Source organism: Lysobacterales bacterium (genome assembly GCA_014946745.1).
Lineage (GTDB): Bacteria > Pseudomonadota > Gammaproteobacteria > Xanthomonadales > Xanthomonadaceae > Aquimonas.
Map to the genome: position 1 here is coordinate 1,758,055 of JADCRD010000001.1, position 14,504 is coordinate 1,772,558.

Genomic DNA, 14,504 nt, shown 5'->3' on the forward strand with positions numbered 1-14,504 from the left:
GTCAGCGCGGCCCAACAGCGCACGCTGGCCCGATCCCGCAGCCCTACGCCCAGGCCTGACCACCTGCACGTTCGCGCTCGCGCCGAAGCCGGGCAGACTTCGCACCTTCTGAACGCCGGAACCGTGCATGCACCTGCCCCGCCCCACCCTGCTCCGCTCTTCGCTGCTAGCGCTTGCGCTGGCCGCTGCCCTGCCAACGGCAGTCACCGCCGCCGATCCCGTACCGGTGCATCCGGTCGTGCAGGTGTTCGGGCAATTCGAGGCCGAGCCCGCGGTGCCGCACCCCGACACCCTGCTCGGCTTCCCGCTGGGGCAGAAAGCCGCCAGCTCCGAGCAGATCCACGCCGCCCTGCAGCAGTGGGCGAAAGCCTCGAACCGCATCCGCGTGATCGAGTACGGGCGCAGCCATCAGGGCCGCCCGCTGTCCGTGGCCATCGTCTCCAGCCCGGCGAACCTCGCTCGGCTCGATGAGATCCAGAACGCGCTGGATGAGCTGGCCGACCCCCGCCGCACCTCAGCCGCGCGCGCCAGCGAGATCCTGCGCACGGCACCTGCCGTGGCTTACATCGCCCACAGCATCCACGGCAACGAGCACAGCGGCGGCGACGCCGCACTCGGCTTGATCTATGGGCTCATCGCTTCCAACGATCCGGCTCACACCGCGCGCCTCGACGACACGATCCTGTTGATCGACCCACTGATGAACCCGGACGGCCGTGCGCGTGCGATCGCCGACCTGCAGGGTTTTCGCGGCGCCGCGCCCGGCTTTGACGGCCAGTCGATGTCGCGCGGCACCAGCTGGCCCTTCGGCCGCGGCAACCACTACGTCTTTGACATGAATCGCGACTGGATCTTCGCCAGCCAGCCGGAAACGCAGGGCCGCCTGGCGTTCCTGAAGCGCTGGCATCCCCTCGTGTTCATCGACGCCCACGAGATGGGCTCGGACGACACCTTTCTGTTCTCGCCGGCGCGCGCGCCGATGAACCCGCATCTGTCGCCGCGCTTCCTGCAGTTCGCCGCCGAGTTCGGCCGCGAGCAGGCGCAGGCCTTCGACCAGCGCGGCTGGGTCTACTACTCGGGCGAGTGGAACGAAGGCTGGTACCCCGGCTATTCCGACGCCTGGGGCGCCCTGCGCGGCGCGGTCAACATTCTGTACGAGCAGGCGCGCGTGGCCGACTACGGCGTGCGCCAGGCCAACGGCGAGGTGCAGTTCCATGCCGACGGCGTGGCGCGTCAGCTGGCCAGCGCGGTCGCTAATATCGACTCGATGCGCGCGCGTCGCAACGCGCTGCTGCAGGCCTTCTGGGACGACCGCAACGCCCTGGTCAGCACCCGCGGCGACTACGCGGACAACGTTTATGCCATCGATATCAGCCAGCATCCGATGCGCGGCGAACAGCTGTTGCGCGTGCTGCAGATGCAGGGCGTGGAAGCGCGTCGGCTGTCCAGCGCGTGGGCAGTTGAAGCGCAGGGCTTTGACGGCCGCCAGCAGCGCACCGAAGTGCCGGCCGGCAGCCTGCTGGTGTCGACACGACAGCCGCTGGGCCGTCTGGCCGCAACGCTGATGGAGTTCGACCCGCGCATCGATCGCGAGTCGCTGAAGAAGGAGCGCGAGGCACTGCTGCGCGACGGTGAAGGCACGATCTACGACATCACCGCCTGGAGCCTGCCGATGTTCTACGGCCTGCCGGCCTGGCGCATCGAGGGTGGCCTACCCCAGCAGAGCGAAGCGGCAACCCCATCCACAGCACAGCCGACGCTGCCGGCGGAATCCAGCGTCGGCTGGGCGCTCTCCGGGCATGACGACGCCGCCCTTCCGGTTGCCGCGAAGCTGCTCGCCGCCGGCATCCGTCCGCGGGTGGCACGCAAAGACCTGCAATTCGATGGCCGCGACTACCCGCGCGGCAGCCTGGTCGTGACCCGCTACGACCATCCGCAGGTCGAAGCGCAGCGTCTGCGCGAAGCCCTGGCCGCAGCCGCGAAAGACGCGCCGCAAGGCTTTGCCGCCCTGCGCAGCGGCGAAGGTGCCGGCGATCTGCCCGATCTCGGCGGCAGCGAGTTCGCCCTGCTGCAGCCAGGCGCTGTCGCTGTGCTCGGTAAGGGCGCGGTCAACCCGCACACCTTTGGCGCGGTCTGGCACTACCTCGAGCATGGCCTGGGCGTGAACCCGAGCCTGCTGGACGAAAGCGCGGTGGCGCGCATGGACCTGCGCGCCTATCGCGTGATCGTGCTGCCCGAGCGCTGGGGCGGCAGCTTGCCCAAGGAAGTCAACGACGCGCTGAAGCCCTGGGTCGAAGCCGGAGGCACCCTGATCGCACTGGGCAATGCCTCGACCGCACTCGCCCGCGAGGAAGGTCTGTCGGCCGCACGCGGCTTGCCCGATGCGCTGAAGGAGCTCAAGCCCTATCGCGATCAGCTCGCCCGCGAGTGGCTGGCGCAATCGGCGCGCAGCGATCTGGAAGCCGACCCCTACGCCCGCGGGGCCGCCAGCGGTCGCCACGGCGCCTTCAGCCTGGATCCGGACGCAGATACCTTGGACGCCGATGCGCTGGCCGAGCGCGACAGCTTCCAGCAGGTCTTCATGCCGGTCGGCAGCTTTGTGGCGACGCGCTGCGACGACACCCACTGGCTGGGCTTCGGCTGCCGTGATTCGCTGCCGGTGCTGGTGGATTCCAGCACCCCGCTGATGTCCTCGGGCGGCGTCGAAGCGCCCTATCGACACGGCGTCTGGCGCGCGGACTCCGGCAGCAAGGCCAGCGAGCACTGGAGTGCCTACGGCTGGGCCGGATTGCCGCCGGGACAGACACTGGAGCTGCGTTTGGGTGGCCTGCTGTGGCCGGAGGCACAGGAGCGCATCGCCAACACCGCTTGGGTGACGCGCGAATCGAAGGGTGCTGGCCAGATCATCCTGTTCGCCAGCAACCCCACCTTCCGCGGCGCCAGCCTCGGCATGCAGCGGGTGCTCGGCAACGCCGTCGTCTACGGACCGGGCTTCGGCACTCGAACAGCGGTGCCGGTGCACTAGCTCGCGCGTCCAAAAGCTCCCCTCCTGGGAGTTTTTCAAGTCGGCTGTCCGGCACAGGTACGTACCGCCGCCCGCCAAAGCAAGCGCTTTCCGCGCTTGCCTACTCGACTCGGCCCTCCCAGTCCGGACTTGCAGCCTGTCTTTCGACAGGCTGCTCGCGCACCGACCGGGCGGCATCCCGGAAGCCACCTCGGCTCGCCTGCGACCCCGGCAAACCGGGGCGCTCGCGTGGGTGTCCTCCGGGGCAATCCTCAGGCCGACGCCTGCACCGGCAGCGCATGACCGTTGAGCAGCGAGGGCTTGCCTGCGCCCAGTCGCTGCCCTTCGAAACGACGGATCAACGGCCGCGCTGGGTGCAACGCGCTGCTCTTCATCCGCTCCGCAAGGGACCGGAAGCCATCCATCGCCGCCTTGCTGGCAGCCCGGGTCGGGGCAGCGCTTCGCGCCCGTCCGGGCAAAGACGCGCGCTCGAACCGCTGCGCGTTTACGCATGCCGCCCGTCCCAAAAGACTCCGCCGCGAACGCAACGCGGAGCCGCCGCCAGCGAGGGCTGGCAGGTTTCGCGCGCCTTTCGCCGGGTTGCTGCGGGATATCCAACCCGATCGAGCCCGGCTTCGTACGCGCATGCGCCCGCCTACGGCCTTTCCGGCCCACCGCCCTTCCGGCGATTCGGGGGCGTTTTCGTGCCTATCACACAGAATGGTGAAGCCGGTCACGCTGTTACGAATTGTGAATCGGTATCGTGCCCCCGCCGGGTGACATCGCTGTCAGGCAGAGTCACCTCACGACACCCAAGGGCACGACAGGACGCAAAAGGCGCCAGGGGGGCGCGACCTGCACACCCGTGTTTCCTGGGATCGACGAGCGCCAGGGCCTCAGGCTCCAGTCCGGCAATCGAGATGGCATAAGCGTCGAGGCACCTCAGGTTCTCAGAAGGCCGCACAGGCCCGCGCACTGTCCATGGGGCAGCGCGAGGTGAACGTGTACCCGAAACCCGGGGAGCTGGCACGACTTGTCGCAGGCGCGCACCGAGCGAGGGCTCGGCGGCCATCCGCCCACATTCACCGCAACTCAGGGGTTCGTCGATGCAACTTCTACGTTTGGGCCTGCGCGGCCTGGGTCTCGCAACACTGTTATTCAGCGCGGCAGCGGCCGGACAGGGGGCGAAGATCACACCGGCTTCGGCCTACGGCAGCACCAACCTGCAGCCGGCGGCCAACGCCATCGACAGCAACCCGCGGACCCGCTGGGAATCCGCTTACGGCGTCACCCCGAGCAGCCTTACGCTGGATCTCGGGCGCCAGCAGGCGCTCTCGCAGATCGTCATCGACTGGGAGGCCGCCAACGCCTCCGATTACACCGTGCTGGGCTCGAACGACAACAGCGTCTGGACCCAGATGGCTGTGCGCAACGGCGGCACCTTCGGCACCCGCACCGATACCCTGCCGCTGAGCGGCAGCTACCGCTACGTGCGCATCAACACCCTGCAGCGCAGCGCCGGCAACAGCTGGGGCTACTCGATCTGGGAAGCCAGCGTGTTTGGCGCGGCGCCGGCCTCAGGCGGCAACTGCAGCGATGGCTGCGTGAGCGCATTGAACGCGAGCACCATGCGCGCCACCGTGTCCCAGGGCAACATCGTCGACATCCACTACCGGGTCAACAACGGTGCGCAGCAGAACGTGCGCATGAGCAACAGCGCCGGGCAGTGGAGCTTCGACATCACCGGCCTGTCGGCGACCACGCCGGTCGCGATCAGCCACACCATCATCACCAACGGCGTTGGCCGCACCACGCCCTGGCGGACCTACACCCTGGCCTCGCTGGGCGGCAGCTCGTCGAGCAGCAGCTCTTCCAGCAGCTCCTCCAGCAGTTCTTCAAGCAGCAGCTCGTCGAGCAGCAGTTCCAGCAGCAGTTCGTCCAGCAGCTCGGCGCCGAGCTTCACCCTGTTCCGCGAAGCCGAGTCCTACACCAGCATGTCGGGCGTGGACGTGGAGAACACCACGGACACCGGCGCTGGCCGCAATGTGGGCTGGATCGACACCGGCGACTGGATGGCCTACGCGGGTGTCGGCATCCCGACCTCCGGCCGCTACCTGGTCGAGTATCGTGTCGCCAGCGCCAACGGCGGACGCCTCTCGCTCGATCTCAATGCCGGCAACATCCGCCTTGGCGAAGTGGCGATCCCGCCGACCGGCGGTTGGCAGTCTTGGGCCACGGTTTCGCAGACGGTCGATCTGACGGCCGGCACCTACAGCCTGGGCATCTACGCTGCGCAGGGCGGCTGGAACTTCAACTGGTTCCGCATCACCCGCATCTCCAACACGCCCGGCCGCGAGCTGGTGTGGTCGGACGAGTTCGACCGCATCGACGCGAGCAACTGGACCTTCGAAGTCAATGGTGACGGCGGCGGCAACCAGGAGCGGCAGTACTACACCAACGGCCAGAACGCCTCGATCCAATTCGACTCACTGGTCGGCAGCAATGTGCTGGTCATCGAAGCGCGCCGCGAGAACCCCGGCAACTACAACTGCTGGTACGGCCGCTGCGAGTACACCTCCTCGCGCATGATTTCGCGCGGCAAGCGGTCCTTCCAGTACGGTCGCATCGAAGCGCGAATCCGCCTGCCCAGCACGCAGGGCATCTGGCCGGCGTTCTGGATGCTCGGCAACAACCTGACCCAGGTCGGCTGGCCGCAGAGCGGCGAGATCGACATCATGGAGCACGTCGGGTTCGAGCCGAACCTGACCCACGGCGCGCTGCATGGCCCCGGCTACTCCGGTGGCAACCCGATCATTGGCACCTACAACGCCGGCGAACTGGTCAGCAACCGCTACCGCGTGTTTGCGGTGGAGTGGGACGCAGGCAGCATCCGCTGGTTTGTCGACGGCCAGCAGTTCCACAGCGTCACCCGCGCTCAGGTCGAAGCCCGCGGCGCCTGGGTCTATGACCAGCCCTTCTTCATGCTCTTGAACGTCGCTGTGGGCGGCGGCTGGCCGGGTAGCCCCAACGCCAGCAGCGTCTTCCCGCAGCGCATGTTTGTCGACTACGTCCGCGTCTATCGCTGATCGACGAGCTGCCGGGGGCGGCAGCTTTGCGAGCCTCAGCGCGTGGCGACACCGCTGAGACACCGCGGATCACAGCCTCCGGCAGCGCGGCGCTGGAGTCATCGGCCAGGGAAGGCCGATGACTGCGGCAGCCACTGAATGAACACGCGCCTGGACCGCGGTGGCCGGCGTCGTGGCAATGCACAACTGACGAGGACATCTGCAATGCGCTTCCTTCGAGCGAGCTTCTGCGCTTTCGGCCTGCTGGCGCTGTGCACCAGCGCTGCGCTGCACGCCCAGACAGTCAAGATCACACCGGCTTCGGCCTACGGCAGCACCAACCTGCAGCCGGCGGCCAACGCCATCGACAGCAACCCGCGGACCCGCTGGGAATCCGCCTACGGCGTCACCCCGAGCAGCCTCACGCTGGACCTCGGACGTCAGCAGGCGCTTTCGCAGATCGTCATCGACTGGGAGGCCGCAAACGCCTCCGACTACACCGTGCTGGGCTCGAACGACAACAGCGTCTGGACCCAGATGGCCGTACGCAATGGCGGCACCTTCGGCACCCGCACCGATACCCTGCCGCTCAGCGGCAGCTACCGCTACGTGCGCATCAACGCGCTGCAGCGCAGCGCCGGCAACAGCTGGGGCTACTCGATCTGGGAAGCCAGCGTCTTCGGCCCGGCGCCGGTCTCGGCCCCCAACTGCAGCAACGGCTGCGCGACGGCACTGAACGCAAGCACCCTGCGCGCCACCGTCAGCCAGGGCACCACAGTCGACATCCACTACCGCGTCAACAACGGTGCGCAGCAGAACGTGCGCATGAACAACAGCGGCGGGCAGTGGAGTTTCGACATCACCGGCTTGTCGGCGACCACGCCGGTCGCGATCAGCCACACCATCATCACCAACGGCGTCGGCCGCACCACGCCTTGGCAGACCTACACGCTTGCGGCGCTGGGTGGCAGTTCGTCGAGCAGCAGTTCGTCCAGCAGCTCCTCCAGCAGCTCCTCAACCAGTTCTTCAAGCAGCAGCTCGTCGAGCAGCAGTTCCAGCAGCAGCTCCGCGCCCGGCTTCACTCTGTTCCGCGAGGCCGAGTCCTACGCCAGCATGTCCGGGGTCGAGCTTGAGAACACCACGGATACGGGCGGCGGACGCAATGTCGCCTGGATCGATGCGGGCGACTGGATGGCTTATTCCGGCATCACGATTCCGACCACAGGGCGCTATCTGGTCGAGTACCGCGTCGCCAGCCCCACCGGCGGACGCCTCTCGCTCGACCTGAACGCAGGCAGCATCGCGCTGGGTCAGCTGACCATCCCGGCCACCGGCGCCTGGCAGACCTGGACCACGGTATCGCACACGGTCGACATCAACGCCGGCAGCTACAGCCTGGGCGTGTTCGCCGCGCAAGGCGGCTGGAATTTCAACTGGTTCCGCATCTCACGCGTCGGCCCGATCAGCTCCAGCAGCTCATCGTCGAGTTCGTCCAGCAGCTCAAGCAGTTCGAGCAGCTCAGCCGGCGCGGCGGTCGTGCCGCTGTACAACGCATCGACCGTGCTGGAGCCCGCGGGCCGTGTCCAGATTGGCAACCGCCTGATCACCCGCATTGCCGACCGCGCGCGCGATCGGCACGCGAAAGAAAACCAGTTCCAGGCCTACGACCACTACCTGAGCTTCTACTGGGAGCACCGCACGGCGGGGATCGAGATCATCGAGGAGCAGTTCCCGGACGGCACGGCCTCGATCCGCATGAATGTGCGCACGCAGTGGCGCTTGAACGACACCGAGGCCGAGAACCGCTGGTTCTACCGCGGCATCGGCACCGTCGCCGAGTTCTGCGACAACGGCACCATGGTGGTGGTTGATACCTTCAACTACTGGAAGCAGCGCACGCACAACTGCCGCACCGGCCAGCGCATCCGCCGAGGCGACAAGTTGGAGTTCGAGGTGAGCCAGTTCCTCGACCCGAGCGTGCCTCGCGGCCGTGCGCCCTACTACGGCACCACCTTCCTCTACATCGTCGGCGAAGGCATCGTGCCCTGGGACATTCTGCCCGGCACCTTCAACACGCCGATGTTCGGCGGCGGCACCAAGGACTCGGTGAAGATCCCCGAGGAAGCCTGGCTGGGTGGCCGCACCACCCTGCCCTACATGCACTCGGGCGAGCCGGACAATCACTTCCTTCAGATGGCTACGAACCTGAACTACGACAACGGCCAGCCCTTTGTGCTGGGCCGTCGCGTGCACCACAGTTCGTTCGTCAGCGGCCTGCACGACGAACACCCCGAGAACGGCGTGTTCAGTGACACCGTCGGCCGCGCTGGCCCGCGCTACGTCAACGAGCGCTGCACCGACTGCCACGTGCGCAACGGTCGTGCCGCGCCAGAAGCGCCGGGCGTGCCGCTGAGCAAGTGGGTGTTCAAGGTGGGCGACAGCCAGGGCAACCCGCATCCGAACCTTGGCCGCGTGCTGCAGCCGCGCGGCGCTGGTGGCGTCGCTGGCGAAGGCAGCGTCGCGATCGGCAGCTGGACCGAAGCGAACGGCCTGCGCTCGCCCAACTACCAGTTCAGCAACGGCGCGCCGGCGCGCTTCTCGGCGCGCATCGCCCCGCAGCTGGTCGGTATGGGTCTGCTCGAAGCGATTCCCGAATCCACCATCCTGGCGATGGAAGACCCGAACGATGCGAACGGTGATGGCATCTCCGGCCGCGCGAACCGCGTGCGCGATCCGGTGACCGGCGAGCTGCGTCTCGGCCGCTTGGGCTGGAAGGCCGGCACCAGCAGCGTGCGTCACCAGGTCGCCAGCGCCCTGAACAACGACATGGGCGTGACCACCTCGGTGCTGCCGAACCCGGACTGCGGCACGTCGCAGACCGGCTGCGGCCCGAGCGGCGTCGAACTGTCCGACACCCACCTCAACAACCTGGTGAAGTACATCGCCCTGCTGGGCGTGCGCCCGCAGCGCGACATCAACAACCCGGCCGTGCAGCGCGGTGAAGCGACCTTCGGCCGGATCGGCTGCGCCGACTGCCATCGACCGACGCTGCAGACCAGCCCCCACCATCCGCTGTCCGAACTTCGCGACCAGACGATTCACCCGTACAGCGATCTGCTGCTGCACGACATGGGACCTGGTCTCGCGGACACCCTGGGCGAAGGCGAAGCCTCGGGTTCGGAATGGCGGACCACGCCGCTGTGGGGCCTGGGCCTGTCGGCCTGCGTCACCGGCGGCACTACCAATGGCCCGCAGGGCACCCAGGTCTGCACGCCGGTGCACAGCTACCTGCACGACGGCCGCGCCCGCACCATCGATGAAGCGATCCTGTGGCACGGCGGCGAAGGCGAAGCCTCAAAGAACGCTTATCGCGCACTCAACGCCACCGAAAAGCAGGACCTCCTGCGCTTCCTCGAAAGCCTCTGAACTAAGCGGCGAGGAAGGCCTTGCCGGCCTTCCTCGCCGCATCGGCCCATCCCCAGGCTGCGCTGCTCTTTTCTGAACCTGACTGACCCACGGTGACCCCATGAAAACCCCCGCATTGAAGCGTCTGCTGATCGTGTTCGTGGGCGGGCTGTTTGCCGCCGCCACCGCCCAGGCCGACGTGCCTGCCATCTCCACCCAGGGCAACAAAGTCCTGTTCGGCGGGCAGCCGGGCAGCATCGCCGGGCCCAGCCTGTTCTGGAGCAACAACAACTGGGGTGGAGAGCGCTACTACACCGCCGGCGCAGTCGCCACGGTCAAGCGCGACTGGAACGCGAAGCTGATTCGCGCCGCGATGGGCGTCGAGGATGGCGGCGGCTACCTGCAGAACCCGACCGAGAACGTCGCCCGTGTCCGTCGCGTCGTGGAGGAAGCCATCGCCAATGACATGTACGTGATCATTGACTGGCACAGCCACAACGCCGAGCAGCACACCCAGGCCGCCGTGCAGTTCTTCCGCCAGATGGCGCAAGAGTACGGCCGCTACAACCACGTGATCTACGAGATCTACAACGAGCCGCTGCAGGTCAACTGGAGCACCACGATCAAGCCCTACGCCGAGACCGTGATCAATGCCATCCGCGCGGTCGACCCGGACAACCTGATCATCGTCGGCACGCCGCGCTGGTCGCAGGACGTCGACGCCGCCGCGAACGACCCGATCCGCAACCAGCGCAACATCGCCTACACCCTGCACTTCTACGCCGGCACGCATAGGGGTGAGCTGCGCAGCAAGGCGCAGTACGCGCTGGACCGCGGCATCCCGCTGTTCGTCACCGAGTGGGGCACGGTCAACGCCAACGGCGACGGCGGAGTCGATGCCGGCGAAACCCAGGCATGGATGAACTTCCTGCGCACCAACCAGATCAGCCACGCCAACTGGGCGCTCAACGACAAGAACGAAGGCGCCTCGGCGCTGCGCCCCGGCGCCAACCCGAACGGCGGCTGGACGGCGGCCGACTACACCACCTCGGGCAACCTGGTGCGCGGCATCGTCCGTGACTGGCCGGCGATCGGCGGCACCCCGGGCCCCAACCCGACGCCCTGCACCACCCGCGCCGTGCCGGGCACGATCCAGGCCGAAGACTTCTGCAACATGAGCGGCATCCAGACCGAGCCCACCACCGACGCAGGTGGCGGCCGCAACGTCGGTTGGACCGATGCCGGCGACTGGATGACCTATCGCGTCAACGTGCCGGCAGCAGGCCGCTACCGCGTCACCTATCGCGTGGCCTCGCAGGCCAGCACCGGCCGCCTGCGGCTGGAGCGCGCCGGCGGCTCGCCGGTCTTCGGCGACGTCACCGTGCCGAACACGGGCGGCTGGCAGCGCTGGGTGGATGTCTCGCACGAAGTCTCCCTGAGCGCAGGCGAGCAGGACCTCGCGATCTCCGCGCAGGGCGGCGGCTGGAACCTCAACTGGTTCCGCATCGAAAGCACCACGCCGACCCCGCCGCCGCCGACCAACACCGTGATCGCCACGATCCAGGCCGAGGACTTCAGCTACATGAGCGGCGTGCAGACCGGCGGCACCGGCGATGAAGGTGGCGGTCGCGTGGTCGGCTACATCGACGCTGGCGACTGGATGTCGTACTACAACACCCCGGTCACCATTCCGGTGAGCGGCACCTACGAAATCAGCTACCGCGTCTCCAGCGGCGCCAACGGCGGCAGCTTCAAGCTGGAGGAAGCCGGTGGCTCGCCGGTCTACGGCAGCATCAGCTTCCCCGCCACCGGCAGCTGGGAAACCTTTACCACCATCAGCCACCGCGTCCAGCTGCCGGCGGGCACCCGCCGCTTGGCCATCGCAGCCACCTCGGGCGGCTGGAACATCAACTGGTTCCGCATCACCCGCGTCAACTGAAGCCGGAAGCTCGGCCCGTGCGCCCCTGCGTCGCCAGACGTTGCAGCTCGGGCGATAAAGCGCGCGGCAGGGGTTGGCTGAACGAAGGCCACAAGGTTTTCCTTGTGGCCTTCGCCTGCGGCTCCATATACTCCCCCGACGCGCGGCACCGGCTGATCGAAAGCCCGCCGCGCAGCGACAAACCCCGGGGGCGACCAGGCTTCGACGGGGGTGTGAAACCGGAGGTGCGTGTCGAGGGGGCAGCTTTCCTCGTTAATCCAGCGGCAAACAAGCTAGTTGCGAACGACGACAACTACGCACTCGCCGCCTAAATAGGCGAGTCCGACTCCCATCGGTGCCTGTAACGGTGGATCAGTCGGTCATATTTACGGGATCGTCCGAAGGCTGCTGTCTGACAGCCAAGGCCTAAAACTTCCAGACTGGTTCCAGGGTGTTCTTCGTGCGCTGTGTTGCCCTGAAACGAGACCTGACAACGCACTACACACGTAGATCCAAAGATGTAATGCCTTCGGACGGGGGTTCGATTCCCCCCGCCTCCACCAACACCTTAAAGGGCCCGGATAAGCTCCGGGCCCTTCGTGCTTTTGGGGAGCTTTGGTTGCGCAGCTCTGGGCACCGTCAGTCTCGGATCAGCGCCGCCATCAGCATCTTCCTCAACACCCCCTGCAACCGCCCCGCCCTCACCGCGTCGTAGCGATAGCTGCGTTCGTCCATGTAGGTGAGCTGGGCGAGTTCGAGCTGGATGGCATCGACGCCTTCGGCGGGGCGGCCGTAGTGGCGGGTGATGTAGCCGCCCTTGAAGCGGCCGTTGGCGATCCAGCTGTAGTCGGTCTGCTGGCCGAGCAAGGTGGTGATGCGGTCGAGCCGCGCGCTGCTGCAGCTGGCGCCATCGGCGGTGCCGAGGTTCAGATCCGGCAGGCGGCCTTCGAACAGCAGTGGCACTTCGCTGCGGATGCTGTGGCCCTCCCAAAGCAGGGCATGGCCATGGGCGGACTTCAATCGCGCGAGTTCGCCAGCCAGGGCCGCGTGGTAAGGCTGCCAGTAGCTCAAGCGACGGCGTTCGATTTCCTCTGCATTCGGCGCATGGCCTTCGCGATAAATGGGCTCACCGCTGAAGGCGATCGTCGGGCACAGGCCGGTTTCGGTGCGCCCCGGATACATCGCGCCGCCGTCGGGCGGACGGTTCAAGTCGATGACGTAGCGCGAGTAGCGAGGCACAAGAAGCGAGGCCCCCAGCTCGCGCGCGAAGTCGTACAGCGTGGCCACATGCCAATCCGTATCGGGCACGCGACGCGCGGCGTCCTGCATGTGCGGGGCGATGTCGTCGGGGATCGCCGTGCCGTCGTGCGGCAGGCTGATCAGCAGCGGGGCGCTGCCTGGGTGCAGCTGGTAGACGTCGCTGGCGGAGTGGTTCACGCGGGGCGGCGGGGTGGCAAGGGTGGACACAGCCTAGCGGGTAGCGGGGCGGAATGAATACCTTCGCGGGCGAATGGAGTTGTGCTCCGCCTGCAATGCCGATGTCGGCGGGGCGCTTGATCTGCGGGCCGCTGTGTTGGCGCGCATGTACCCGTCGCTTCGCACGTGCTCTGGAGACCAGCCGTGGCAGGCCTCAGCCGCTGATGCGTGGACTGCCTTCGGGGGCGTTCGACAAAGCAAGGCTTCGCAGGACGAGACGGATCGGAGCGCGACGGCCGTACCGAAGCGTTCGATAGGGCTCAGGCCATGGTGGGCCAGGCCCACTTGATGTGGCCCACGTCATGGTGGGCCAGGGCCCACCTTACGCGCGCGTCGGACTGACGATCTCGGGATCGATGATCGGCTCGCGGCCGCAGATCAGATCGGCGACGAGATGGCCGCTGACCGCAGACATGCTGACGCCCATCATGCCGTGGCCGGTCGCGATCACCAGGTTCTGCGCGCGCGGGGCGCGGCCGATGTAGGGCAGGTCGTCCCAGGTCATGGGGCGCCAGCCGAACCATTCCTCCTGCTTGCTGCCGCCTACAGGCTCGTGCAGGAACTCGGCGGCGCCGCGCTCCAGGGCAGCGAGGCGAACGCGATTCAGGCTGTCGTCGTAGCCGCTGAACTCCATCGTGCTGCCCAGCCGGTAGCCGTCGGACCAGGTGGTGACGCAGACCGAGCGCTCCTTCAGCACCATCGGTCGCCGCGGCGCGAGGCCGGGGCGGGTGTAGGTGATCGAGTAGCCCTTGCCGGGCTGGATCGGCAGCTTCAGGCCGAGCTGATCGGCGAAAGCGGGGCTCCAGGCGCCCAGCGCGAACACGACATCACGGGGACGCCTCACGCCCTGGCTGGTGAGGACGCCTTCCACCCTGCCCTGCGCGGTGTCGATGCGCTCGACGCTCACGCCTTCCTCGATCTCGCCGCCCAAGGCACCAATGCGCTGAGCCAGCGCCTTGAGGTAGCGATCCGGCCGCAGGTGGCCGTCATCAGGAAAGTAGATGCCGCCCGCGACGCCGGGCTTGAGTGCGGGCTCGTCGCGCTCGACGCGTGCGCCTTCGTGGACCTCGGCGCGGATGCCGAACTCGGCAAGTGCGGGCAGGTCCGCGGCGATCTCGTCGAACAGCTGCTGCGTGCGGAAGACGTAAGTCAGACCGGTATCGCTGTGCTCGCAGTCGAGCCCGTGGCGCACCACCGCTTCGGCCAGCAGCTGGCGCGAAGCGTTCAAGAGCACCGCGCGCTTAGCCGTGGAGTCGCGCCAGTCTTGACGGTTGCAGCGCGCCGAGAAGCGGAGCAGCCAGCGCCACAGCGCGGGATCGAGGCGCGGCTTGATGTACAGCGGCGCATCCGGCTTGAGCATCCAGCGCAGGCCCTTGCGGATCACGCCGGGTGCAGCGAGCGGCGGTGCGTGGCTGGGCGTCAGCGTGCCGCAGTTGCCGTGCGAGGCGCCGGCGCCGATGTGGCGGCGCTCCAGCACGCGCACCCGGCGACCGGCTTCGAGCAGATACAGAGCGCTGCACAGGCCGATCACGCCGCCGCCGAGAATCAGCACTTCGTCTTGAGGAATGCCGGGCTGCGACACGGTGCGGGGGCTCCTTGGGTTTCGGACCACGCGCCGGACTTTAGCGACCGCAGT

At 67.5% G+C, this 14,504-nt stretch carries 6 protein-coding genes, 1 other RNA gene and 1 pseudogene; 6 read left to right on the forward strand and 2 right to left on the reverse strand.

The features are described from left to right. Positions 1–127 precede the first annotated feature (127 nt). From H4O13_06750 to ssrA, 6 genes and pseudogenes are all read left to right on the forward strand, one after another. Positions 128–3,025: a hypothetical protein gene (locus tag H4O13_06750; protein MBE5315086.1), complete on the forward strand. Its 2,898-nt coding sequence runs from the start codon at positions 128–130 to the stop codon at positions 3,023–3,025. 1,085 nt (positions 3,026–4,110) lie between these two features. Continuing rightward, a pseudogene (locus H4O13_06755) lies at positions 4,111–4,962 on the forward strand (discoidin domain-containing protein). A gap of 36 nt (positions 4,963–4,998) precedes the next feature. Then, a complete protein-coding gene (locus H4O13_06760; GenBank protein ID MBE5315087.1) occupies positions 4,999–6,090 on the forward strand; it encodes a family 16 glycosylhydrolase in 1,092 nt (363 codons plus the stop codon). A gap of 204 nt (positions 6,091–6,294) precedes the next feature. Next, on the forward strand, positions 6,295–9,495 hold the full coding sequence (locus H4O13_06765; GenBank protein ID MBE5315088.1) for a carbohydrate-binding protein: 3,201 nt from the start codon (positions 6,295–6,297) through the stop codon (positions 9,493–9,495). Positions 9,496–9,595: 100 nt separating this feature from the next. Beyond that, entirely contained in the window at positions 9,596–11,413 is a 1,818-nt protein-coding gene (locus tag H4O13_06770) for a carbohydrate-binding protein (protein ID MBE5315089.1), read from the forward strand. A gap of 186 nt (positions 11,414–11,599) precedes the next feature. Next, positions 11,600–11,955, forward strand: a transfer-messenger RNA (tmRNA) gene (ssrA, locus tag H4O13_06775). 76 nt (positions 11,956–12,031) lie between these two features. Here ssrA and hutG read toward each other — a convergent pair. Further along, positions 12,032–12,829, reverse strand: a complete 798-nt coding sequence (hutG, locus tag H4O13_06780; GenBank protein ID MBE5315090.1) for an N-formylglutamate deformylase — start codon at positions 12,827–12,829, stop codon at positions 12,032–12,034. Positions 12,830–13,190: 361 nt separating this feature from the next. After that, entirely contained in the window at positions 13,191–14,450 is a 1,260-nt protein-coding gene (locus H4O13_06785) for an FAD-dependent oxidoreductase (GenBank protein MBE5315091.1), read from the reverse strand. Positions 14,451–14,504 lie beyond the last annotated feature (54 nt).

What these genes read in the sequence shown, in the direction of transcription:
- H4O13_06760 (MBE5315087.1), top strand. Translation starts at nt 4,999, where the DNA reads ATGTCGGGCGTGGACGTGGAGAACACCACGGACACCGGCGCTGGCCGC.
- H4O13_06770 (MBE5315089.1), top strand. Translation starts at nt 9,596, where the DNA reads ATGAAAACCCCCGCATTGAAGCGTCTGCTGATCGTGTTCGTGGGCGGG.
- H4O13_06765 (MBE5315088.1), top strand. Translation starts at nt 6,295, where the DNA reads ATGCGCTTCCTTCGAGCGAGCTTCTGCGCTTTCGGCCTGCTGGCGCTG.
- H4O13_06750 (MBE5315086.1), top strand. Translation starts at nt 128, where the DNA reads ATGCACCTGCCCCGCCCCACCCTGCTCCGCTCTTCGCTGCTAGCGCTT.